Source organism: Verrucosispora sp. ts21 (assembly GCF_002879555.1).
Lineage (GTDB): Bacteria > Actinomycetota > Actinomycetes > Mycobacteriales > Micromonosporaceae > Micromonospora > Micromonospora gifhornensis.
In genome coordinates this window covers 41,170-64,630 of the sequence record NZ_PNOZ01000033.1, presented here as the reverse complement: position 1 = coordinate 64,630, position 23,461 = coordinate 41,170, and the positions used below count along the sequence as shown (strand labels likewise).

20 protein-coding genes, 1 tRNA gene and 1 pseudogene are annotated in these 23,461 nt (G+C 70.8%); 4 read left to right on the top strand and 18 right to left on the bottom strand.

Annotated elements, in window-relative coordinates:
- Nucleotides 1-4 precede the first annotated feature (4 nt).
- The 4 genes from C1A38_RS16260 to C1A38_RS16245 all read right to left on the bottom strand — a co-directional run bounded on the left by C1A38_RS16260 (nucleotide 5) and on the right by C1A38_RS16245 (nucleotide 5,214).
- Nucleotides 5-2,425 carry a DUF4132 domain-containing protein gene (locus C1A38_RS16260; protein WP_102658660.1) on the bottom strand — a complete coding sequence of 807 codons (2,421 nt, stop codon included), beginning with the start codon at nucleotides 2,423-2,425 and terminating at the stop codon, nucleotides 5-7.
- Nucleotides 2,425-2,802, bottom strand: a complete 378-nt coding sequence (locus tag C1A38_RS16255; protein WP_233196856.1) for a hypothetical protein — start codon at nucleotides 2,800-2,802, stop codon at nucleotides 2,425-2,427. The genes C1A38_RS16260 and C1A38_RS16255 overlap by 1 nt, the downstream gene beginning before the upstream one ends.
- A 54-nt stretch (nucleotides 2,803-2,856) precedes the next feature.
- Nucleotides 2,857-4,302 carry a family 43 glycosylhydrolase gene (locus tag C1A38_RS16250; protein WP_102658658.1) on the bottom strand — a complete coding sequence of 482 codons (1,446 nt, stop codon included), beginning with the start codon at nucleotides 4,300-4,302 and terminating at the stop codon, nucleotides 2,857-2,859.
- A 189-nt stretch (nucleotides 4,303-4,491) separates the two neighbouring features.
- Nucleotides 4,492-5,214, bottom strand: a complete 723-nt coding sequence (locus C1A38_RS16245) for an SDR family oxidoreductase (protein WP_102658657.1) — start codon at nucleotides 5,212-5,214, stop codon at nucleotides 4,492-4,494.
- 101 nt (nucleotides 5,215-5,315) lie between these two features.
- Between C1A38_RS16245 and C1A38_RS16240 the strand changes: the two genes are divergently transcribed.
- Nucleotides 5,316-6,170, top strand: coding sequence for a LysR family transcriptional regulator (locus C1A38_RS16240; RefSeq protein ID WP_199180223.1), 855 nt, complete (start codon nucleotides 5,316-5,318; stop codon nucleotides 6,168-6,170).
- On the opposite strand, the gene C1A38_RS16235 is transcribed toward C1A38_RS16240, so the two are convergent.
- Together C1A38_RS16235 and C1A38_RS16230 are read right to left on the bottom strand one after the other, a co-directional pair.
- Complete coding sequence (locus C1A38_RS16235) at nucleotides 6,171-7,394, bottom strand: NAD(P)-binding domain-containing protein (RefSeq protein WP_199180222.1); 1,224 nt, start codon at nucleotides 7,392-7,394, stop codon at nucleotides 6,171-6,173. It lies immediately after the preceding gene.
- Between the two features lie 31 nt (nucleotides 7,395-7,425).
- Nucleotides 7,426-7,974: an OsmC family protein gene (locus C1A38_RS16230; RefSeq protein ID WP_102658655.1), complete on the bottom strand. Its 549-nt coding sequence runs from the start codon at nucleotides 7,972-7,974 to the stop codon at nucleotides 7,426-7,428.
- A 99-nt stretch (nucleotides 7,975-8,073) separates the two neighbouring features.
- On the opposite strand from C1A38_RS16230, the gene metX reads away from it, so the two are divergent.
- The 3 genes from metX to C1A38_RS16215 are packed head-to-tail and all read left to right on the top strand — an operon-like array spanning nucleotide 8,074 to nucleotide 11,116.
- The gene (metX, locus tag C1A38_RS16225) at nucleotides 8,074-9,270 is read left to right on the top strand and encodes a homoserine O-acetyltransferase MetX (protein WP_102658654.1); all 1,197 of its coding nucleotides are present in this window, start codon (nucleotides 8,074-8,076) and stop codon (nucleotides 9,268-9,270) included.
- A gap of 32 nt (nucleotides 9,271-9,302) precedes the next feature.
- Nucleotides 9,303-10,628, top strand: coding sequence for an O-acetylhomoserine aminocarboxypropyltransferase/cysteine synthase family protein (locus tag C1A38_RS16220; protein ID WP_102658676.1), 1,326 nt, complete (start codon nucleotides 9,303-9,305; stop codon nucleotides 10,626-10,628).
- Nucleotides 10,629-10,633: 5 nt separating this feature from the next.
- The gene (locus C1A38_RS16215) at nucleotides 10,634-11,116 is read left to right on the top strand and encodes a CoA-binding protein (protein WP_102658653.1); all 483 of its coding nucleotides are present in this window, start codon (nucleotides 10,634-10,636) and stop codon (nucleotides 11,114-11,116) included.
- A 35-nt stretch (nucleotides 11,117-11,151) separates the two neighbouring features.
- Here C1A38_RS16215 and C1A38_RS16210 read toward each other — a convergent pair whose 3' ends face one another.
- From C1A38_RS16210 to C1A38_RS16155, 12 genes and pseudogenes are all read right to left on the bottom strand, one after another.
- Complete coding sequence (locus C1A38_RS16210; RefSeq protein ID WP_102658652.1) at nucleotides 11,152-11,895, bottom strand: 3-oxoacyl-ACP reductase family protein; 744 nt, start codon at nucleotides 11,893-11,895, stop codon at nucleotides 11,152-11,154.
- Between the two features lie 78 nt (nucleotides 11,896-11,973).
- Nucleotides 11,974-13,119: an RNA polymerase sigma factor gene (locus tag C1A38_RS16205; protein ID WP_102658651.1), complete on the bottom strand. Its 1,146-nt coding sequence runs from the start codon at nucleotides 13,117-13,119 to the stop codon at nucleotides 11,974-11,976.
- A gap of 4 nt (nucleotides 13,120-13,123) precedes the next feature.
- The gene (locus tag C1A38_RS16200) at nucleotides 13,124-13,531 is read right to left on the bottom strand and encodes a YciI family protein (protein WP_102658650.1); all 408 of its coding nucleotides are present in this window, start codon (nucleotides 13,529-13,531) and stop codon (nucleotides 13,124-13,126) included.
- Between the two features lie 85 nt (nucleotides 13,532-13,616).
- The gene (locus C1A38_RS16195) at nucleotides 13,617-14,591 is read right to left on the bottom strand and encodes a DUF2804 domain-containing protein (RefSeq protein WP_102658675.1); all 975 of its coding nucleotides are present in this window, start codon (nucleotides 14,589-14,591) and stop codon (nucleotides 13,617-13,619) included.
- A 56-nt stretch (nucleotides 14,592-14,647) separates the two neighbouring features.
- Entirely contained in the window at nucleotides 14,648-15,397 is a 750-nt protein-coding gene (locus C1A38_RS16190; RefSeq protein WP_158244905.1) for a MerR family transcriptional regulator, read from the bottom strand.
- A 2-nt stretch (nucleotides 15,398-15,399) separates the two neighbouring features.
- A complete protein-coding gene (locus C1A38_RS16185) occupies nucleotides 15,400-16,650 on the bottom strand; it encodes an MFS transporter (RefSeq protein WP_102658648.1) in 1,251 nt (416 codons plus the stop codon).
- A 213-nt stretch (nucleotides 16,651-16,863) separates the two neighbouring features.
- Nucleotides 16,864-16,937 (bottom strand) — tRNA-Ala (locus tag C1A38_RS16180).
- A gap of 233 nt (nucleotides 16,938-17,170) precedes the next feature.
- Nucleotides 17,171-18,025 carry a hypothetical protein gene (locus tag C1A38_RS16175; RefSeq protein WP_199180219.1) on the bottom strand — a complete coding sequence of 285 codons (855 nt, stop codon included), beginning with the start codon at nucleotides 18,023-18,025 and terminating at the stop codon, nucleotides 17,171-17,173.
- Nucleotides 18,026-18,214: 189 nt separating this feature from the next.
- Nucleotides 18,215-18,856, bottom strand: a complete 642-nt coding sequence (locus C1A38_RS16170; RefSeq protein WP_013731446.1) for a GNAT family N-acetyltransferase — start codon at nucleotides 18,854-18,856, stop codon at nucleotides 18,215-18,217.
- A 20-nt stretch (nucleotides 18,857-18,876) separates the two neighbouring features.
- Nucleotides 18,877-20,190 carry a molybdopterin molybdotransferase MoeA gene (locus tag C1A38_RS16165; RefSeq protein WP_102658646.1) on the bottom strand — a complete coding sequence of 438 codons (1,314 nt, stop codon included), beginning with the start codon at nucleotides 20,188-20,190 and terminating at the stop codon, nucleotides 18,877-18,879.
- Nucleotides 20,187-21,137, bottom strand: a complete 951-nt coding sequence (locus C1A38_RS16160; RefSeq protein WP_102658645.1) for a UTP--glucose-1-phosphate uridylyltransferase — start codon at nucleotides 21,135-21,137, stop codon at nucleotides 20,187-20,189. The genes C1A38_RS16165 and C1A38_RS16160 overlap by 4 nt, the downstream gene beginning before the upstream one ends.
- 9 nt (nucleotides 21,138-21,146) lie before the next feature.
- Nucleotides 21,147-23,415, bottom strand: a pseudogene (locus C1A38_RS16155) (GGDEF domain-containing protein).
- Nucleotides 23,416-23,461: the final 46 nt, after the last annotated feature.

Genomic DNA, 23,461 nt, shown 5'->3' with positions numbered 1-23,461 from the left:
CCGGTCAGGCGAGCCTGATCTGCCGGGTGATGGTCGGATCGGTGATCTCGGCGTCCTTGGCCAGCAGCATCGCCTTGCTGAGGATGACGGCGAGCAGGCCGTCACCCTCGAACGGCAGGAACTGCTGCTCGCCGAGCCGACCCGCGCCACGGTCGGGCACGATGCACAGGTAGGTGTCGTTCGGGCTCATCAGGATGTTGCCCGACCCCAGGTGGATCCGGTACGTGCGCAGGTCACCGTCGACCACCAGGAACCGGCCGTCGATGCGGGCCCGCTGCCCCACCGCGAGCCGGGGCAGCAGCCGCGCCAGCAGGTCGCGGCGGGTCTCGGCCGTCGCTGACAACTCGCCGAAACTGTACGACGACCAGTAGTCCCGGAATCGGCCCTGCGGGCCGCCGTCGGACCAGGTCGGATCGTTGCCGACGCTGGCCACCCCGACGAACAGGTCGACGTCGCGCATGATCTCGCTGAACACCAGCAGCGGGATCTGGTCGAGCGGCAGCGGGTCACCGGGCCGGGCATTCGTCCACCGCCCCGCCGAGTAGCCGCCACCGTCGGCGTGCGACCAGTTCTGCGCGGCGGTGATCGGGTAGAAGCGCACCTGGTCGGTGACGAGCCGCAGGTAAGAGCCGCTCTCGGTGGTGTCGGCGCCGTACTCGTCGCCGATCCCCTCCACCCAGTACTCGGCGCGCAGACCCCAGCCGGGCAGTTCCCGGAAGGTCGGCGGGTACGAGTCGTCGACCATCAGCCGGAGGCGGTCGGTCCAGCCCCGGACCGCGGCCAGCGCGTGGAACTGATGCTGCCGCAGGATGTGCCCGGCGAACCGGTTGGAGTACGTGCCGGTGGTCTCCTCGGCCGGGGTGAGCAGGTAGACCTCCCGGTGGGCCTGCTTGAACGGCTGGACGACCCGGTGCCGCTCCAGCCACTCCCGCCAGCCGACCACCTCCGGCACCGGCCGACCGATCGGATGCCAGATCCGCACCTGCGCCTCGTCGGCAACGCTGACCGGGGTGTCGTCCACTGTGCGCAGAGCGCCGTCGGCCCACCCGCACGGCACCCCGTCGACAAACCAGAGCAACCGGCGGGCCAGCGCGCCGACCAGCGGATGATCCAGGTAACGCTGCCGCCACACGCCGAAGGTCCAGGTGCGTTGGGCCAGGAACAGCCCGTCCAGCCGGGCCGTCTGCGCGGCCAGCATTCCGCTGACCTCCTTGGCCAGGCCCTTCAGCTCGGCCAGTTGCGCCGGGTGGTCCCGGCGTACCGTGGCCGGTGGGCTCTTCACCTGACGGCCGGACTCGTTGATCCAGGCCAGGGTGACGTTGGTGCCGGCGATCAGCAGTTCGGCCCGGCAGCCGCCGAGGGTCACCTCGTGCCGGCCCACCCCGGTCAGGCCGTAGTCCGGGACGGCCAACTCCTCGATTTCGTCCCGCCCGATGCCCATTGCCGCCGCGCGGGCGTCGAGCGCCTTGTCGATCTCGTTGCGGGTGCCCTTGTAGGTGACCCGGGTGGACAGCCGGGCGAGCTGCGCCAGGGCCGCCTCCCCGTCGAGGCGGCCGAGCACTCCGACCGCCGCATTGGCCACCTTCGGGCAGGCCGGGCCGATGCCGGGCAGTCGACGCAGCATGGCCTCGACCAGGCCACCGATCAGGCGTACCTGCTCGGGGCCTGGGCCGGTGCGTTCGACCAGCCAGAGCAGGCCCCGCAGCAGGTCCGCGTTTATCGGAGCCGGCGGGCGTTGCGGCGTCCGCGCGGCGGCGGCCAGCCACCGGTCGAGGGCCTGCCTGGCCTCGGCCGGGTCGACCGGGGCGAGCAGTCGGGACGCTTCGGTCGACCACCCGGCCAAAGGCCGGGGGGTGGTCGCGGTGCTGGCATGGGCGACCAGCCGCTGCCAGACCGGGTCGAGGGTGGGCAGCTCGGCCAGGATCTGCTCGGCCCACGGGTCGGCCCGGTCGAGCTGCGGCCCGACCAGCTCGGCGATCAACTGCCGCAGCCGTTGGCTCTCGTCGGACCGGTCGACAAGCACCGCCATCAACTCGGCGGAGAGCGGACCGGCGGCGAGCAGGCTCCGGGCCACCGTCTCCAGCGCGGTCGGTGACAACGAGTACGGCTCCTGCACGGCGTACGCGGCAAGATCCTCAAGCTGTTCGGGTGCCAGGTCGGTGGGGAGTCGGCGGGACAACTCCCCGATCAGCTCCCGCACCGGCCAGGTCCGGACCGGGTCCTGTCTCACCAGGGTGGCCATGGCCTGCACCAGCCGGGTCACGTCCGGGCGGGACAGCGACCGCAGCGCGGCGCGTACCTCCGGGTTGTCCCGGCAGAACCGGGCATGGGTGTAGAGGTGATCGGCCAGCGCGGTCAGGTCGTTCGCGGCGACCAGGTCACGGACGCGGGTGGCGAGCCCAGCGGTGTCGGTGGTGACGGTCATCAGCCACCGACCAGCGCGACGAGCTTGAGGAAGGTGACCTCGGTGTCGCGGCGCAGGTCGACCTCCTCGTCCAACTCCTCCACCTGGCGGTCGCCGACCAGCACCACGAAACCGTTGCGGCCGAACGCCTCCTCGGCCAGGGCGACCTGCCGCGCGGCATCGACTCTGCGGTGCGACCGCTGCACCAGGTCGCCGTTGAGCGCCCGCTCGGTCGAGGTGGGCTGCACCAGCAGCCGGCGGGGTGCCGAGGTAGCCGCGTTGTACTCGGCCACCTCCTGGTGGATCCGCCGCCGGATCAGCTCGCGTAGCGTCAGCCGCTCCTCGAAGATCTGCAAGGCCCATGCCGGGGTACGAGCACCAGCCGTGCTCTCATCCACAAAGGTCACCGTCGCCATACCAGGGGAGCCTAGGTAGGACCCCCGACACTTCCGTCAGTCCAGCGCGAAGGTGGCCGAGGCCCGCCCGGCCGCGTCCGGTACGGCCTCCAGGTAGAGCAGACCGTCGCGGTGCCGGACGTACTGGCCGGGGAAGTTCACCGACTCCAGGGACACCTTCCCCGCATCGGCCAGCCCGGCCCGACGGGTGAACGTGGCGTCCTGCCGGAACAGGTTGGAGCCGTCGTTGCGCTCCACCCAGAGCTGGTGGTTGCGGTGTCGCAGGTAGTAGCCGGGATAGTTTGTCGACTCCAACGAGATCGCCCCGGAGTTGGACAGCCCGGCGACGATCCGGAACTGCGAGTCGGCCAGGTTCGTCACGTTCGGCTCCAACCGGACCCGGAACTCCCAGTGCCGCAGGTAGCGGTCCGGCAGGTCGTGGGCGCGCAGCCGGACCGGGGTGGCACCGTCGGGCACCGGCACCCCGAAGTTCGGCGTACCGTCGGCGTTCCAGTAGACCCGCTGGATCCGGGTACGCCGGTTCGGGTCGCTCAACGGGTCGTAGCCGTTGCCGAGATACCGCTCGTAGTTGCGGGAGTGGTAGACGATCACGTCGCTGCCGTCCTCGGCGACGGTGAACGAGTTGTGGCCGGGACCCCACTGGCCGGTCCGGGCGTCGCTGGCCAGCACCGGGGTGGCGCGTTTGCTCCAGGACGCCGGGTTGAGCAGGTCGCTGTTGGCCGAGGCGGTGAGCAGTCCGACGGCGTAGCTGGCGTCGGTGGCGCTCGCCGAATAGGTCATGAAGACCCGGCCGTTGCGGATCAGCACCGCCGGTCCCTCGTTCACCCGGTAACCCCGGGTCTCCCAGGCGTACGTGGGGGTGGCGATCAGCGTCGGGGTGCCGGCGTACGTCCACGGGTTGACCGCCCGGGCCAGGTAGATGTTCGAGTTGCTGCCGGCGTACTCGGCCCAGGCCAGGTAACGCTGTCCGTTGTGGACGAACGTGGTCGCGTCGAGGGAGAAGCTGCTGCGCGCCGGCTGGAGCTGCCCCCGCTCGGTCCACGGCCCGTCCAGCGGATTCGCCGCGCTGCTCTCCAGCACGTACGGCCGGATGGCCCAGATGTCGTCGGTCCGCCCGGCGGCGAAGTAGACGTACCACCGGCCGTCGATGAAGTGGATCTCGGGTGCCCAGATGTGCGCGCCCATCTCGCCACTGCCGTGCTTACGCCAGATCACCCGCTCGGGTGCGGTGGCCAGCCCCTGCAACGTGGTGGCGCGGCGCAGCACGATCCGGTCGTACTCGGGCACCGTCGCGGTGAAGTAGTAGTAACCGTCGGTGTGCCGGTGGATGTGCGGGTCGGCGCGCTGCTCGGCCAGCGGATTCGTGAGGACCACGGCGGCGGCCCGCGCCGGCACGCCCGGCCCCACCAACGCGCCGACAGCCGCCATGACCAGGACGGCAAACGCTCCCGGCACCCTCCTGCCGAGCAGCTTCAGTCGCATGTCAACTCGCCTCTCGTCACCGCGACCCGACATCGCGCTAACGCATTGATAGCGCTAACATCGACTTTCGTCAACACAATCCTCACCCTCCCCCTTTGCTCGTTGATCAAGAGGCTCTGGTCGTGAAATCGGACTTCCGGCGACCAAAACCTCTTGATCAACGCAGCGGAGCCGGGGGTGGGGTGGGGGTTACCAGGGGATGGGGCCGGTGTCGTTGAAGAACCTGCCGGTGGGGCCGTCGTCAGGGAGGGTGGCCAGGCGGATCGGGGTTGCTGCGGCCTCCTGGGGCGGTCGGCCATGGAAACCGGTGAAGTCGGTTGCCACCAGGCCGGGGCAGGCAGCGTTGATGAGGATGTTCGTACCGGCGAACTGCCGCGCGTAGTGCACGGTGACGGCATTGAGGAACGACTTCGTCGGCGAGTAGGCCGCCATGATCGGGCCGACGTCGATCGTCGGGTCCGACTGCCAGGTCAAGGAGCCGACACTGCTGGAGATGTTGACGATTCGCGGGGCGGCCGAGCGGCGCAGGATCGGCAGCATCGCGTTGGTCACCCGGATCACGCCGTAGACGTTCGTGTCCACGACCGCGCCGACGACGTCGAGGTCCAGCATCGTCGGATCCTGCACCCAACCCGGCCCCGTCTCACCGGAGATTCCGGCGTTGTTGACCAGAACATCGAGGCGTTCGATAAGTGCCGCCGCATCGGCAACGCTCCGGTCGCTCGTCACGTCCAGCGGCACGGCGAACGCGTCGACCCCGGCGGCGAGCAACTTCGCCACCGCCGCCTCGCCCCGGGCGCGGTCCCGGGCCCCCACCGCCACCCGGTAGCCGCGCGTGCCCAACCCTGCCGCGATCTCGTATCCGAGTCCCTTGTTCGCGCCGGTGACCAGCGCGGTCTTCGTGTCGCTCATGACGCCGATGGTGGCTCGACGATCGGTGGCTCCGTTACACCGAAGCGGTGCCCTGTGATACCCGGCCGGTATCACCGCAGTATCGTCGATCGGTGGACACGTTGGAGACCCGCGAACTCAGGTACTTCGTCGCGGTCGCCGAGGAACTGCACTTCAGCCGGGCGGCCGAGCGCCTCGGCATCGCTCAGCCACCGTTGTCCCGGGCGATCGCGCAACTCGAACGGCGTCTCGGTGTCACCCTGCTCGACCGTGACCGCCGCAGCGTCACCCTCACCGACGCGGGCCAGGTGTTGCTCGACGAGGCCCGCGCCATCCTCGACGCGACCACGGCAGCGGCCCGCCGCACGCGTCGGGCCGCCTCCACCCCGAACCGCCTCGCCCTGGTGACGAAGGCCGGCGCGAATCACGAACTGTTGCGAAAGCTTCTCGACGCCCACGCCGCCGAACCTGGCGCGGTCGAGGTCGAGGTGCTGCTGTGTCGCATGGGCGAACAGGCGCGGATGCTGCGCGACGGCCGCGCCGACGTCGCCCTCATGCAGCGGCCCTTCGACGACCTCACCGGGCTCGACACCGAGGATCTGCTGACCGAACAGCAGGTCGCCATCCTGCCCGCCGGGCATCCCCTCGCCGCGCGTACGTCGCTGACCGTGGCTGATGTGAGTGACATACCGGAGCTGCCGGTCGCCCGTTGGCCCCGACAGGACGGCACGTACGAGCCCGGCCCGGGTCCCGAGATCCACGACCAGTCCCAGCTGGCGCAACTGATCGCGCTCGGGCACACCGTGGCCGTGCTCTGCGCCTCGTCCCGATCATGGCTGTGGAACGCACACGCTGCCGTCAGCCTGACCGACGCGCCGCACGTCACCACCGTTCTCGCCTGGCTCCCGCACAACCGCTCCCGCGCCGTGGCCGGGCTCGTCCGCACCGCGACCCGACACTTCGCGTCGGCCAGCTGATCAGCCTGCCGACGCAGGAAGGTGCTTCGCGAGGTGGTCGACCACCGCGCGGGCGTCGTCCTCGATGCCGCTGATGAAGGTGGATCGGCGTCGTCGCAGCAGCGGCAGACCCAGGGCGTACAGGCCGGGGCTGTCGAGCACTCCCCCTTCGTGGCGCAGCCGACCCTTCTCGTCGACCACCGGCACGTCGAGCCACCGGTAGTCGGGGCGGAAGCCGGTCGCCCAGACGATCGTGCCCACCTCACCGCCGCGCAGGTCGAGGCGTAGCCGGGTCGAGGCAGCGACGGTGGTGGGCGCGAACTCCTCCGGCGGTCCGACTTCGGCGTCCCGGCCGGTGGTACGGGCCCACTCGTCGAAGCCGGCCAGCAGGCGTCGCATCTTCAGGTCGGCGAGCGAGCACACGTTACGCAGCCCGCCCGAGAAGAGCGCAGATCCGTCGCGTACGGCGGCCAGCCGGCCGACCAGTTCGACGCCGAGTCCGGTGAGCGCGTTGAGGTCGAGGGTGCTGCGCTCCGGGGTGCCGACGAGTTGCGGCGACGGCAGTCGACGGGCCCGCGTGAGGTCGTCGACCTCGTCGTACCGCTGGTCCCACACGCCCGAGGCGTCCATCCACCACAGCACGTCGCGTCCCCGGTACACGCGCGGCATTCGCACGTGCTCGCCCGCCGCCAGGATCACCTGGCGGCCGGCGCGTTGCAGCTCCGCCGCGAGTTGCACACCGGTGGCCGAAGCGCCCACCACCAGTACGCCGCCCTCGGCGACGTGATCCGGGCCGCGGTAGTCGAAGGGTGTCAGCTGCGCGACGGAGGTCGGCACCCCGGCACTGATCGCCGGCACCGTCGGTACGTTGCAGGCGCCGCTGGCCAGGACCACCGCCCGACAGCGCAGGTCGCCGCGACTTGTCGAGACGAGATACCCGTCGCCGTCGCGCCGCAACGACTCGACGTTCGTGCCGGTACGCACCGGCGCGGCCGAGGCGACGGCGAAGTGCTCGATGAACTCGACCACCTCGCCCATCGTCAGGTAACCGTCCGGGTCCGGTCCCTGGTAGCTGTGGCCGGGTAGCCGGTTCAGCCAGTTGGGGGTGAGCAGTCGCAGGGAGTCCCACCGCTCGTGCCGCCACGAGTTGGCGATCTCGCCGCGTTCGAGCACGACATGGTCGATCGCCTGCTCGGTGAGGAAGTAGCTCGCCGCCAGGCCGGCGTGCCCGGCCCCGACGACGATCGTGGTGACGTGCTCGATCGCTCGGCCCGCCTCAGGCGACTTCGACCGTGACGTCGGTCGGGTTGGTGAGCGCGTCGAAGACCGCCGATCGCTTCTGCGACTGGGCCACCAACGCCTGGATATCCTCCTTGGAGGCGTCCGCGTCGATGTTGAAGGTGACCTTGATGTCGTTGAAACCGTTCCGGACGTCGCTGTCGGCACCGAGAATGCCCCGGATGTCGTGGCTGCCCTCGACCGTCGAGGAGACCGAACGCAGCTGGATGCCCCGGTTCTGGGCGACGGACGCCACGCCGGCCGTCAGGCAGCTCGCCAGGCCGACCAGGAGGTACTCGATCGGGGTGATGCCGTTGTCCTCGGCAGCGAAGACCTCGGGGTGGTCGGCGGAGAACTCCGCCCTGGTCTTGTGCGACTGCTCCTGGCCGAGCCCGAAGTATTTCTGAATCGTGGTGGTGCTGTGGACGCCCTTCTCCCACTTCGAGGTTGCGCGCCAGACGAACTGGGCGGCCTCGGGTGCCCCCTTCAGCACCTCCCGCGCGTCGAGCAGTGCCTGCACGTTCACCCCGTTGTCGACACCCGACATGTGATGAATCTCCCCTCGCGCCCGATTTCCTAGAAGACCTATCGAGAAAAACGACAATACACTGGCCTGCCCGGAGTTTGGCTAGCTATCATCGCTCGCATGGCCGCAGCGACCCTGTCGGCCGGCTCGGTCGGCAGCGTCGAGACGCAGCACCTGGACCTGTCGGCCCCGTTGACCCTCGATTGTGGACGCGAGCTGCACCCCGTCCGGGTGGCCTACGAGACGTACGGCACGCTCTCGCCGCAGCGCGACAACGTCATCCTCGTCTGCCACGCGCTCAGCGGTGACGCACACGCGGCGGGCTTCGCCAAGACCCCACCAGCGGCCAGCACCCGGGACGGGTTCGGAGCCGAGGGTCGCGACGGCCCGACCGGCAAGGGCCTCGGCTGGTGGGACGGCATGATCGGCCCCGGCAAGGCCTTCGACACCGACCGCTACTTCGTCATCGCCACGAACCTGATCGGCGGCTGCCGCGGCACGACCGGCCCGTCCTCGACCGACCCGGCCACCGGCCGCCCGTACGGCTCGGATTTCCCGGTCCTCACTGTGGGCGACATGGTCCGCTGCCAGCGTGCCTTCCTCGACGTGCTCGGCATCGAGCGGCTCGCGGCGGTGGCCGGCGGCTCACTCGGCGGCATGCAGGCGCTGGAATGGGCCGTTCGCTACCCCGACCAGGTCGACGCCACCGTGGTGATCGCCTCCACCCACGCGCTGCACCCGCAGGGAGTCGCCTGGAACGCGATCGCCCGAGACGCGATCATGCGCGACCCCGCCTGGCAGGACGGCCACTACTACGGCACCGGCCAGACACCCGACGCCGGCATGGGAGTGGCCCGGATGCTCGGGCACATCACCTACCTGTCGGCGCCCGCGCTGGGCGACCGGTTCGGCCGACGGTTGCAGTTCGCCGACGACATCCGCTACACCCTGCGGGAACCGGAATTCGAGGTCGAGAACTACCTGCAACACCAGGCGGCGTCGTTCGTCCGACGCTTCGACGCCAACACCTATCTCTACCTGTCCCGCGCATTGACCTACTTCGACCTCGCACGGGAACACGGCGGCGGGTCCCTCCAGCAGGCGCTGGCCGGCGTCTCGGCCCGTACGCTGCTGATCGCCTTCAGCTCCGACTGGCTCTATCCACCGGCCGCCTCCGCCGAGATCGAGCAGGCGCTGCGCTCCCTCGGCAAGCCGGTCGAGTTCCACCTGATCGAGGCACCCTACGGCCACGACAGCTTCCTGCTGGAGGAAGCACAGCAAACCCCCATCGTCCGTCGCTTCCTGGCCGAGCAGTGAGCCAGCGAGCGTCGGAGAGCAACGAGGAATCCGTGACCCAACAGCCGAACCGCATCGAGAACGCCCACGAGTTCGGGTTCGAGACCCGGCAACTGCACGCCGGGCAACGCCCCGACCCGAACACGGGCGCGCGGGCAGTGCCGATCTTCCAGACCACCAGCTACGTCTTCGAGGATCCGGAGTCGGCCGCCGCCTACTTCAACCTCCAGGAGTACGGCAACACGTACTCGCGGATCATGAATCCGACCGTCGCGGTGTTCGAGGAACGGATCGCCAACCTCGAAGGCGGCGCAGGTGCGGTGGCCTTCGCAAGCGGGATCGCCGCCCAGGCGGCGGCACTGTTCACCCTGCTGGAGCCGGGCGACCACGTCGTCGCCTCCGCGGCCCTGTACGGCGGCACGGTCAACCAGCTCAAGCACCTGCTGCGCAAGATGAACGTCGAGCTGAGCTGGGTCGACCCCGACGATCCGCAGGCGTGGCGCAAGGCGGTCCGGGCGAACACGAAGGCGTTCTTCGGCGAGACGATCGGCAATCCCGGCGGGAACGTGCTGGACATCGAGACGGTGGCCGGCATCGCCCACGAACACGAGCTACCGCTTGTCGTCGACAACACCTTCGCCACGCCGTACCTCTGCCGGCCCATCGAGTGGGGCGCCGACATCGTGGTCCACTCGGCGACGAAGTTCATCGGCGGTCACGGCACCAGCATCGGTGGTGTGGTCGTGGAGGCCGGCACCTTCAACTGGTCGAACGGCCGGTTCCCGGTCATCGCCGACCCGTCACCGGCCTATCACGGTCTCCAGTTCCACGAGACGTTCGGCACGTACGGCTATCTGATGAAGCTGCGCGCCGAGACGCTGCGGGATCTCGGCGGCGCACTCTCGCCGTTCAACGCGTTCCTGTTCCTCCAGGGCCTGGAGACGTTGTCGCTGCGAATGGAGCGGCACGTCACCAACGCCCGCCGGGTGGCGGCCTTCCTCGAATCGCACCCGCTGGCCTCCAACGTCACCTACCCCGGCCTGCCCGACAGCAGGTACCAGCCGCTTGTGGAGAAGTACCTGCCCCTGGGCCCGGGGGCAGTGTTCTCGTTCGACTGCGCCGGCGGACGCGACGGTGGACAGAACCTGATCCGCCGTGTGACGCTCTGGTCCCACCTCGCCAACGTCGGCGACGCCAAGAGCCTGATCATCCACCCGGCCAGCACCACCCACCGGCAGCTGAGCGACGCCGAACTGCAGGCGGCCGGAGTCGGGCCGGGAACCGTACGACTGTCGGTCGGCACCGAATCCGTCGAGGATCTGATCTGGGACCTGGATCAGGCGTTCGCGCACGTCGCCGCTGCGACCGTGGAGGAGTGACAGGCATGTTCGCAGTCGAGCGGTACCAGGACGTGTCGACCATCCAGCGCGCCCTGCACACGGCGAAGACGATCGCGGTCGTCGGGCTGTCCGGCAATGCGCTGCGGGCCAGCAACTTCGTCGGCTACTACCTGAAGCGGCACGGCTATCGGATGATCCCGGTGAACCCTCGGGAGACCGAGATCCTCGGTGAGCGCAGCTACCCGAGCCTGACCGACGTACCGGTGCCGGTGGACATCGTCAACGTCTTCCGGGCACCCAGCGCCCTGCCGCAGATCGCCCGCGAGGCGGTCGCAATCAAGGCCGGCACGCTGTGGACCCAGTTCGGTGTGATCAACGAGGAGGGTGCCCGCATCGCCGAGGAAGGCGGTCTGACGGTCATCCTGGACCGCTGTCTCAAGGTCGAACACGCCCGCTACGTCGGCCGCATGCACTGGCTCGGCTTCAACACCCAGCGCATCACCGCCGTGCGGGGCGGGCTCCAGTAGCCCACCCCGTCAGGCCGGCGGCCGCTCAGGCCGGCTCAGGCCGTGGCACCGCCGTCGACGGCGATCGACGCGCCACTGATGTGCTGTCCACCGTCGCCGACGAGGTGGCTGACCGTGGCCGCCACGTCGGCCGGGGACCCGTAGCGACCGAGGGCGATCTGGGTGCGCTGGGCGTCGGCAGCGGCGCTGTCCGCCGGGTTCATGTCGGTGTCGGTGGAGCCGGGCAGGATCAGGTTGACGGTGATCCCGCGCGGGCCGAGTTCCCGGGCCAGTGCCCGGGTCAGCCCGTTGACCGCGCTCTTGGTCATCGCGTACGCGCTCACCCCGGGCGCCGCCACCCGGCTGGCGAAGCTGCTGCCGATGTTGACGATCCGCCCACCGGCGCCCATGTGGCGGACCGCCGCCTGGGTGACCAGGTACACCCCGCGCACGTTCACCGCGACCGCCCGGTCGAGGTCTTCGAAGCTGACCGACTCGATCGGCCCGCCGGCGAACACCCCGGCGTTGTTGACCAGGATGTCCAGCCGCCCGAACTCGGCGACGGTCCGCTCGACCGCACCCACGACCGCCGCCGGGTCGGCGCTGTCCGCGCTTATCGACAAACCCCTCCGACCGTACGCCTCGATGTCGGCGACCACGGCCTTCGCGCTCGCCTCGGCGGCGCGGTAGGTGAACGCGACGTTGATGCCGTCCTCGGCCAGCCGGCGCGCGACCGCAGCGCCGATGCCCCGGCTTCCGCCCGTGACCAGTGCAACCCTGTGCGCAGATCGAACCGTCATGGCCGCAATCCTGACAGTCGACTCAGGACGCGAGTCGACCGGGTCGCTGGTTTACTGACCCCGCGATCAGTCGGCGCTTCAGCGGGACAGGCTGGTGTTGAGGCGAGCGGCCTGGCGGGTCAGGTGATCCCGTTCGGGGAGGTTGTGTGCCTTGCGAGCGGCCTCGGCGTACAGGCGCGCCGCCGTCACCAGGTTGCCGTCGCGTTCGTGCAGGTACGCCGCGACGGCTGTGTGCCGGGGCAGCGCCTCGTCCAATGCTGCGAGCGCCACCAGACCGGCGCGTGGACCGTCGGCCTCCCCGACGGCGACCGCCCGGTTGAGTCGTACGACCGGGCTGTCGGTCAGTTGCGCGAGTTCGTCGTACCACTCGACGATCTGCACCCAGTCGGTCTCCTCGGCCGCGCGGGCGTCGGCGTGCAGTGCCGCGATGGCGGCCTGGGCCTGGAACTCGCCCAGCCGGTCCCGCGCGAGCGCCGCCTGCAGGAGCGCGATGCCCTCGGCGACCGCGGTGGTGTCCCAGCGGCCCCGGTCCTGCTCGGCGAGCGGCACCAGGCTGCCGTCGGGCGCGGTCCGGCTCGCGCGGCGGGCGTGGTGCAGCAGCATGAGGGCGAGCAGCCCCGCCACCTCGGGATGGTCGATCACCGCCGCGAGTTGCCGGGTCAGTCGGATCGCCTCGGCGGCCAGGTCGACGTCACCCGAGTAGCCCTCGTTGAAGACCAGGTACAGCACCCGCAGCACGGTGGCGACGTCGCCCGGCTGGTCGAACCGCACGGCCGAGACGGTGCGCTTGGCCCGGCTGATGCGCTGCGCCATTGTCGCCTCGGGCACCAGGTACGCCTGGGCGATCTGGCGGGTGGTCAGCCCGCCGACCGCGCGCAGCGTGAGCGCGACGGCCGACGACGGCGTCAGCGACGGATGGGCGCAGAGGAAATACAGCGCCAGCGTGTCGTCCACCGAAACGGCGGGCCCTGGTGCCGGTTCCTCGTCGAGGAGGTCCTCCCGTCGGCGGCGCGCGGCGTCCGCCCGGGCCACGTCGAGAAACCGACGCCAGGCCACGGTGATCAGCCAGCGTTGCGGATCCCGTGGCGGGTCGGTGGGCCACGTCCGGATCGCCTCGACAAGCGCGTCCTGGACGGCGTCCTCGGCCGCCGCGAAGTCTGCTCCGCGGCGGACGAGGGCCCCGAGCACGCCCGGAATGAGGCTCCGGAGCAGTGCTTCGTCCATCAGGTCACTGCGTGATGGTGGGCGGCGCGGCCAGGAACGGGCGCACCTCCAGCCATTCGTGGATCGGCTTGCCGCCCGCCCCCGGCGCGGCCGACAACTCCCCGGCCAACTCGATGGCCCGTTCGTAACTGTCGACGTCGATGATCATCCAGCCGGCGATGAGATCCTTGGTCTCGGCGAACGGACCGTCGGTGACCGGCGGACGGCCCTCCCCGTCGTACCGGACGAAGGTCCCCTCCGGGGCGAGCGCCTGGCCGTCGACGAACTCGCCCGTCGCCTCCAGCCGGGCCGCGAAGTCGCTCATGTACTGCATGTGGGCCGAGATCTCCTCCGGCGTCCACTGGTCCATGGGCACGTCGTTTACCGCAGCCGGCGCACCACGGTAGTGCTTGAGCAGCAGATACTTTGCCATGCTGGTTCTCCTCGATGCCTGTACGACCCATTCTGGCCGCTTCCACCCAGGGGACGGAGCCAACCACCGGATCTCGACATACCCGCTACCAGCGATTGCGTGCTTCCTCGGCCCAACCGACCAGACCGTCCAGGTCGACCCGCTCACCATCATCGGTCGTCGCCCAGCCGGTGAAGTGCCCGAAGCACTGGTGTGTCTCGTTGGCGAGCACACCGAGGTTGGTCCGGGCCACCTTCTCGTGGAAGGGGTGGAACCGCACGTCCACCCGCTGGCCGCTGATCCGCCACGGCCGCAGCCAGTCGGCGCGGTCGTACTCCCAGCGCAACTCGTCGCCGATCTTGTGCAGCCGGCCGTCGACGAAGAGGCCGTTCTCGGTCGAGCCGGTGCCGTCGGTCCACCGGCCGCCGAGTTGGATGGCCCGACCCGGGCCGCTGCCGGCGGCCCAGTTCCAGCGGATCGCGTACGGCCACCGCCCACGCCCGTGATCCAGTACGGCGAACGAGTCGGCCTCGTCGACCACGTACGGCACCCCGCTGACCCGCAGTGTGCCGTGCACCGGGCGACCGACGTCCTTGACCGTGTACTGGAACCGGCGGCTGCTCCAGGGCACCACCACGCCGAGCGACTCGTGCCCCAGCGGCACCACCAGGTCGACCTCGATGTCTTCAGCGGTGGCCCGGATCGTGGTGCCCATCGCCGACTGGTCGATGTCGATCGAGATCCCGGCGCCGCGGGCCCGCACCTCACCCGCCCCGCTGACCGGCGGAAAGACGGTGCCGCGCGCGAACGGAACCACCACGCCACGGTCGATCTCGACATTCGTCGTACGGTCGAGCACGTAGAGGCTGTGCACCCCGGCGTAGTCCAGCGACGAGGCGACCAGGCCGACGATGTGGCTCGGGGTGACGATCCCCCAGTACTCCCAGCGCTTGTTGCGGCCCCAGCCACGCAGGTTCGCCCGGTGTACGGGACGGCGGCTCCACCCCACCGCGTCAGGCCGGAGCCGCCCGTTGGCCAGACACAGGTCGACCGGTTCGGTGATCTCCTTCTCGTGCGTCACGACGCGAGCGTAGCCACTGCTCATCGCCTTGCCCCTGCACCGGCCCTCCGACGGGCTCAGCGGTCTCGCCGGGGTTGCTGTCCCCGAGGTTCGACGGGCAACTGATCCTGGATGAGGCGCATGACGCGCCGTTGGGCCTGGTTCATGTTCTCGGTCGCGACCACACCGACGACATCGGCGCTCACCCGACTGCCGCCGATGTCCGGGAACGTCTCGTAGTTGACGGCGATGAACGTCTTGAGCGCGGTGGCCGCACGATCGGCGAGCGTGACGATCTCGTCCTCCGACGCCTCGGCGGGCAGTTCGAGGATCGCCGTGTTGATGCTTTTCAACTCTTCGGGCACGCCTTCGAGGACCGCGACGAGAGCGACCATGTCCTCCCGAGGCATCAGGTGGGACAAGATGATCGCTACGTCACGTGACGCGGGGTCGCGCCCAAGTGTCTCCATGGCAACAAGCGCTTCGGTTGACAGGTCCGGCGAGACGCCGAGGCGGATCAGCTCGTCGATCTCGGTGCGGATGCGTTCGAGCCTGCCGATCGTGGTGTCCAGTTCCGCCCGCAGCCCGTGCAGCGACTCCTGGCCGTACTCCTGGGATGCGAGCATGCGCGCCACGTCGTCCAGAGCGAACCCGAGGCCGCTGAGCCGACTGATGCGCAGCGCGAGAATGAGATGCCGCGCGCCGTACTGCTTGTAACCGTTCGTCAGGCGCTCCGGTTCGGGAAGCAGCCCGATGTCATGCCAGTGGCGGATCGACCGCAGGGTGACCCCTGCCAGATCCGCGAGTTGCCGGGTGCTCCACGCCACGATCAGCCCTCTGCTTCCGCTACCGGATTCAGCCTGTCCAACGACCGGAAGGCGGGGGCGCAGAGCGCGACGATGACGGTCAGCACGATGACGACCGCGAGCCCGATGCCGGCCGTCTCCAGCCCGCGACCCGAGGCGATCGCGGCGATGGGAGCCGCGGTGAGCGCGGGAGCGGCGAGCATGAGCGCATTCTGTACGCCGAGCACCCGTCCGCGCAGTTGGTCAGGGGTCGCCTCGATGGTCGCCACCCCCAACACCGCCGACATGGGACCGTTCGTCAATCCGATGAACACGGCCGCGGCGAGCACCAGCCACGGCGCTGCCAGCAGACCGATCACGGTGAACCCGATGCCGATGCCGACCATCCCGATCACGAACCAGGTACGACGCGACACCTTGCCCACTGTCGCCGCGTAGATGGCGGCGCTGACCAGGCTGCCGACCGCGATGCCCATCGCGGCGAACCCGCTGAACTCGGGCAGGCTCTCGCTCGTGAAATAGGCGGGCATGATCGTGGTCTGCAACGCCACGATCACCGCGATGAGCACCGCCGACAGCACGCTCACCCCCAGCACCAGCCGATGCCCCAGCAGGAACCGCCACCCGGCCACAAGATCAGAGACCACCGTACGCACACCTGCCCGCGCGGCATCCCCGTCCGGCCGGTTGACTTCTCCCACCCTCGACGACATCGCGAATGACAGCAACGCCGCGGCAACGCTCATCCCAGCCGTGATGAACAAGGTGGCCGAACTCACCCCGACCAGCCACACCAGCAACCCGCCCAGCCCGGGGCCGATCAACACCAGCGCACCCGACAACGCCTCGCGTACGCCGACCAGCCGCTCCAACGCGCCCGGCTTACCCCCGTCGAGTTCGACGAGCCGGGGCAGCAATGTCTCCCGCGCCGTCATCCCCGGCATGTCACCGAACGAGCCGAGCACGCCCAGCACGATGAACCACGTCAGGTTCAACCCCCACAGGGCGTCCACGACCGGCACCGCCGCAACCGACACCGCCGACAGCACATCGCTGACAATCGACACGGTCCGCCGGTTGACCAGGTCCACGATCACCCCGGCCAGCACGCCGACGACCGCAGCGACAGCGGCGGTCACCGAGGCAAGAATCCCGGCCGCGAGAATGTCGCCGGTCTGCGCAAGCACCAGCAGCGGAAACAGGACCGACGCGACCCCGTTCCCCAGCAGAGACAGGCTGTACGACCCCAGATAAGCCCACGTGCTTCGACCCATGCCCCGAGGACACACCATGCCGCCACGGCACAGTCAAGCCCTGACCACCGTTACCGCCGCCACACACCCACCAGCAGCGCTGGGCACCTCTTTCGAGGCCTTGCCGGAAGGATCAGAGGCGGCACCAGAAGTACGCCGGCCGCGCTACTGCCTCACTGCTGTACAAGATCGAAAAGGCCGTCTCCGACTAGCGGAAACGGCCTTCGAACTGGGTGGAGCTGAGGGGATTTGAACCCCTGACCCCCTCGATGCGAACGAGGTGCGCTACCGGTCTGCGCCACAGCCCCTCCGCCGGCTAACCGGCGTCGGTCCCACCCGGCTGTCACCGGGCGGGCCGGCGCCAAGGCTAACAGGTCGACCACCTCCACCGCGAACCGCCCCGCCCGGCCGCCCCCGCCTCCGCTTCAGGGTGGTCGCGCAAGTTCGGCGATGTTGCGGTGTCCGCACCAGCCGGATACCGCAACATCGGCGAAATGGAGTCGGGCCCGGGGAACGCCCGTCGGGACGGGGGGCGGGTTGGTCAGGCGGAGTGGGAGCCTCGGCCGGCTTCGTAGGGGCGTCCGCGAAGGCCGCCGGTGCGGCGATAGGAGACCGAGCCGCCGTTGGCGGCGGGTGGCAGGTCGGCGGGGCGGTCCAGGCCCATGGCGGCCCGCCGGACGGCTTCCCGCTGGGCAGCCAGGCGGCGTTGGGCCTCGCGTCGGGCGGCGGCGCGGCGGGCCTGCTCGCGGCGTACCTCGGCTTGGCGGGCGGCGAGCCAGGCGGCCTCGCGGGCGCGGGCCCGGCGGCGGCGCTGGTCGGCGAGCGCACGGGCCCGCAGGTGTACGACGTACACCAGCAGGAGGGTGGCGGTGACCGCGAAGCTGATCCAGAAGCCGGGGCCGACCACTGCCACGCCGACCAGTTCGACGGCGTTGAGCAGGAACAGCGCGGCGAGCACCCGGCGGCGGCGGTAGATGACAGGGGTGTGCGGGCGACGCCGGTCGGGGCGGCGGCGGGACCGCCCTGCGGCGGACGGCACGGACCGCAGTCGGCTCGGCCGACCGGAGCGACGACCCGGCTCGCCGGAGCGAGGGGGCGACGAGTCCGTCAACTCGGCGGCGCGGCGAGGCGCGGGTGGTCCGGAGACCGGGGCGGCGAGTTCCCCCGAGGCGGAATCCTCGCTGAGCGTGACGACCAGGGCGCGGGGCGCGTTGACAGGGCGGCGTCCCGGGACAGTGCGACGTCGTCGGCGGCGTTGGAGCACCCGCGCCGTCGACTGCGCCCGCTCCGCCACCAGCCGCTCGGCGGCGTCGTACCGGCGAACCAACGCCGGAGCGAGGGCGAGCAGACCGGCGGCGGCGAGGACGGCGAGGAGCACCGAGGTCGGCACCCTCACCCCTCCCGTCACCAGATTCGAAGCAACCGCCGACCGGCCGCAGAATCTTTCACCGAACGGCGTCGGCGACGTGAAACGTGCGGAGCGGGCAGCGCCTGCCGCAGCTTGCAGTTACTTGAGGTTACGGGTCAGCGTCGCCGGAACCACCGCGCCGCGCCGATCCTGCACGTGGGACGCCTCACGGCGTGATCATGGCGTACGGGCACGTAGCCGGTGCCAGCGGGCCAGCAGCCCGCCCTCGGCGGCGACTTCCTCACTGGTCATCGCGTATCCGATGTGGTCGCGCCAGGCGCCGTCGATGTGCATGTAGCGCGGGTGGTACGCCTCCTCGCGGAAGCCCAGCTTCTCCACCACCCGGCGCGACGGCCGGTTCTCCGGCCGGATGTTGACCTCCACCCGGTGCAGCCCACCCGGGCCGAAGGCGTGGTCGACGACGAGGGCCAACGCGGTCGGGATCACGCCCCGGCCGGCGACCCGGCGGTCCACCCAGTAGCCGACGTAGCCGGAGCAGAACGCGCGGCGCACGATGTTGCCCACGTTGATGTGCCCGACCAGACGCTCCTCGCCGTCGGCGTAGAGGCAGACCGCGAACGGCATGCCCTCACCGGTACGCGCCGATCGCCGCTGGTCCCGGTACACCCATCGGAAGGTGGCCGGCGAGTTCAGCTGGTCCCAGTCACCGCCCAGCGACGACTCCCAGGGGGCCAGCCACTCACGGTTGGCGCAGCGCACCTCCGACCAGGCCATCGCGTCGGAGCGCCGGTACGGCCGCAGGGTCACCGGACCGTCGGTGAGTACCGCCGGCCAGCCGGGTGCCTGTCGGAACCGCACCTGTCCTCCACGTTGCAGCGTCAGCGGCGGCGGTCGAGCAGCAGCACGTCCACCGTGGAGCCAGCGGCGGCGGCGGTCACCCGCTCGCCGAGTACGAGAAGTCCGTTCGCCTCTGCCAGGCCGGAGAGGGTGAACGGGCCGCCATTGAGCGGTTGGACAGTGTAACCCCCGCCTCGCCGCTCGGCGACGTGCGCGGGCCGGAACTCGCGCAGCCCGGCGGGTGAGGAGACGGTCTCCAGCAGGTGTGCCCGCACGCTGGGACGGAAGACCGGTTCGGCGCCGGCGAGCAGGTTGATCGCCGGACGGGCCAGCACCTCGAAGCCGATCATCGCGGCACCCGGGTCGCCGGGCAGGCAGACCACCGGCACTTCCTCGGCGCCGACGGTGCCGAACCCGAGCGCGGTGCCGGGGTAGAGCGCCACGTCGGTGAAGGTGACCGGGCCGGCCCGGTTGCCCTCCCGGCGGGACAGGATGCGACGGACCATGTCACCCGGCCCGGTGCCGGTGCCGCCGGTGGTGATGATCAGGTCGGCCCGCAGCGTCTGGTCCTCCAGCAGGCCGCGCAGCCCTTCCGGGTCGTCGTCGCAGATGCCCACCCGGTACGCCAGCGCGCCCGCCTCCGCCGCGGCGGCGGTCAACGCGTGCGAGTTGGCGTCCACCACCTGACCGGGCTGGCTGCCCCGGCCCACGTCGACAAGTTCGTCGCCGGTGGCCACGATCACCACCCGAGGGCTGGGGCGGACCACCACGTGCCCGATGCCGGTGGCGGCGAGCACCGCCACCAACGCCGGCGAGACGTACGTGCCGGAGCGGGCGAGCACCGCACCGGCGGCCACCTCCTCGCCGGTGCGGCGTACCCCGTACCCCCGTTTGGGGACGCGGAAGATCTCCACCGCCGCCATGCCCTGGTCGGTCCATTCCACCGGCACCACCACGTCGGCGGCGATCGGCAGTGGCGCACCGGCGGCGACCGAGAAGCACGAGCCCGGGGTGAGGCGGACCGGACGCCAACTGGCCGCGCCGAGGTCACCGACCACATTGAGCCGTACGGTGCGGCCGGCGGCCCCGCCCGACTGGGCCGGGACGTAGATCGTGCCCCGGCCCCCGCCGGCGATGTCCTCCCAGCGCGCGGCGTACCCGTCCACGGCCGCCTGGTCGAAGGCCGGGAACGAGTGCGGCGCGACGACGTCCTCGGCGAGGACGTTGCCGTACGCCTGGGTGAGGTCGAGGTCGAGTGGAGGCAGCGCGCGTAACCTGCGCAGCACACTGCCCAGGTAGTCGGCGAGCGGCGTCAACCCGTTTTCGGCCGCCTCGGCGTCGGCCGTCGCGGTCATGTATCCCGACCGCCCGACGCGTCGGAGTTGACGAATTCGGCAAGCCACTTGCGGAACTCGCTGCCCAGGTCCTCGCGCTCGGCGGCGATCTGCACCACGGTCTGGAGGTAGCCCAGCGGCATGCCGGTGTCGTAGCGGGTGCCCCGGTAGACGATCGCGTGCACCGGGGTGCCCTCGGTCCGCAGCAGTTCCATCGCGTCGGTCAGCTGGATCTCGCCGCCGCTGCCCGGCTGGGTACGCCGGATGGCATCGAAGATCCTGCCGGGCAGGACGTAGCGGCCCAGTACGGCCAGGTTGCTCGGCGCCTCTTCCGGTGTCGGCTTCTCGACCATGCCGGTGACCTTGACGACCTCGCCGATGTCGGTCAGCTCGGCCTCCGCCGGCTCGACCGAGGCGATGCCGTACCGCTTGGTCTCGGCCGGGTCGACCTCGAAGAAGGCCAGCACCACCCCGCCGGTACGGGCCTGAAGCTCCAGCATGGCCGGCAGGAGCGGTTCGGAGGGCTTGACGAACTCGTCGCCCAGCAGCACTGCGAAGGGCTCGTCTCCGACGTGCGACTCGGCGTACCCGACGGCGTGGCCGAGACCCAACTGCTCGGGCTGCCGGCAGGTGTAGATGGCCGCCAGTTCTTCGGTCCGCTTGACGGCGGCTAGCAGGTCAGGTTTTTCCGCGAGCCGCTCCTCCAGGTCGGGCCGGCGGTCGAAGTGGTCGACCATCGATGTCTTGCCGCGGCCGGTGATCAGCAGAATGTCGCCGATGCCGGCCTGAGCGGCCTCCTCGACGATGTACTGCAACACCGGACGGTCGACGACCGGCAACAGTTCCTTGGGAACCGCCTTGGTGGCCGGCAGGAACCGGGTCGCCAGGCCCGCAGCCGGGATCACGGCCTTGACAGCACGGGGGCGACCGGCGGCGGCCGCTGAGGGGTTCGCTGAGTGCTCCGACATGTCGCGAGACTATCGGCCACGGCCGCACCTCGGCGGGTGAGGACCGGAAGACGCGCCGCCCACCCGACCGGTTCAGCCGGTGCAGGGCACAACCGTCTCAGGCGGACTCGTCGCGTTCGGCCGGGGCACCGGTGGCGTCGACAGGACCAGCCCGGGGCAGGCCGTCGATCGGGCTGCTCGTCACGGCCGACACCGGCATCTCCCGGGTGGGAGGCGCCGCGTGGGCGGCCCGTACACCTGTGCCGCCGTCGCCCGGGTCGGTGATCCGACTCGTGTCCTGCGCCACCCGCCAGGTGTCCCGGCCGGCCGACTTGGCGGCGTAGAGCGCCTCGTCCGCCGCTTCCAGCACCCGCAGTCCGGTCTCGGCGTGATCGGGATAGACGGCGATGCCGATGGAAACGGTGAACCCGATGGACTCCTGCACGCCCGCGTGCCCCAACACGGCGACCGGTGTGTTGCGGGTCGCCGCGCCGAGCCGCTCGGCGACGATCGTGGCACCTCGGGCGTCGGTCTCCGGCAGCAGCACCACGAACTCCTCCCCACCCTGGCGGAAGGCGAGGTCCACCTCGCGGATCTCGCCGCGGACCCGGCGGGCGAACTCGGCCAGCACGGTGTCGCCGGCCGCATGCCCGTACGTGTCGTTGATCTTCTTGAACCGGTCGAGGTCGAGGACGAGGACACTGACCATCCGACCGAACCGGTTGGCCCGCTCCACCTCACGACGCAGCGACTCACGCAGGTAGCGGTAGTTCCACAGGCCGGTCAGCGGGTCGGTGAGCGACAGCCGTTGCGCCTCCTCGTGGACGCGTACGTTGTCGACCGCCACCGCCACGTGCCCGGCGAAGGTCTGCAGCGTCGCCAGGTCGTCGTCGTCGAACTCCTCCCCGCCGAGTCGGTCGTAGAGAGCGAGCACCCCCAACGGCCGGGCCGACGCTGCACCCTCCTCCCCGGAGCGGCTGTCCGCGGTTCTGCCGGCCTCGGGGGCGGCGAACGGCACCGCGATGTACGTCCCGCACCTCGGCTCGCCGGGCGACGCGGCGGCGGTCTCCATCCGTCCCCGGCAGGGCTGGCCGGTGGCCGCGACCGCACCGACCACGCTGCTGCCCAGCGGCACCTGCGGCGTCCCGGTGCCGGCCCAGTACTCGTCGAGGCCCTCGGTGCACTGCGCGACGAGCATCCCGCCCGGCTCGGTGAGCAGGACGGCACCGGCCCGGGCCCCGGTCGCCGCGAGTGCGCTGTGCAGGATCACCCGCAGGATCCGTTGCAGGTCGTGCGTACTGGCCAGGGTGTCGCCGAGCACGGCGAGGTGGCCACGCAGCTGGTCCCGACTGCTGGCCAGCGCCGCCAGGTAGCCGCCGGTCTCCCGGGTCATCCGGTTGAACGCCTCGGCCAGCCGGCCGATCTCGTCGCCGCTGCGTACCGGCACCCGGGCGGTGAGGTCACCGGCGGCGACCCGGTCCACCGCGCCGGCCAGTTCCACGAGCGGCCGGGTGGTCACCCGGGCCAGCCGCCACGCCACCGCCACGCCCAGCAGGGCCGCCAGCAGCACGACGGCGATCAGCACCGGGTACAGCCCGGGCGGCTGGTCGCTGGGCACCGACAGCACCAGTGGGAGGGGTTGCCCCGGGGCCGGGCCGACCCGCCGCAGGTAGCGCCCGTCGGGGGTACTCGTCACACCTTCCTCGCGCAGCGCGGAGGCGGCGGCCAGGACCGCCTCGGCACCGCCGTCGGACTCGGTGGAGTGGGCCACCGTGAGGGTGGGGGCGGCACCGTCGAGCAGGGTCACCGCGACCCCGGTCACCGCCGCCAGTCGGGCGACGAGCATCGGGTCGACAGGCTGCGCGGCGGTGACCGTGCCCAGCGCCGCGCCGCTGATGTCGTGCAACTCGACCCGAACCGCGAGCGCGGCGACCGGCCCGGTGGGCCGGGCATGGTCGCCGCAGTCCCGCCAGGGGGCCGGCGGAGCGTTCGGGGTGGCCACGATGATCTGTCCGGTCACGTCGGTGACCTGCACGGCTGCGGCGAGGCCCCGCCCGACCACCTGGGTGGCGGCACCCCGGTGGTCGGCGGTCAGGGCGACGGCGTCCGCGGCGGCCCGCAACTGCTGGCAGAGAGCGTCGATCGAGGTACGCGCGGCAGCAGCGGCCACCGCCAGCCGTTCCGTGGCGCGGCTACGGTCCACCGCCGTCACGGTCGAGGCGACGAAGACGGCCCCGAACAGGATCGGGCCGAACGCCACGGCCAGGAAGGCTGCTGTCAACCGCCCGCGTAGCGTCAACACTTCCCCCCGGAAGTTGCGCGACCGTTGCCTGCGATGCTGACAC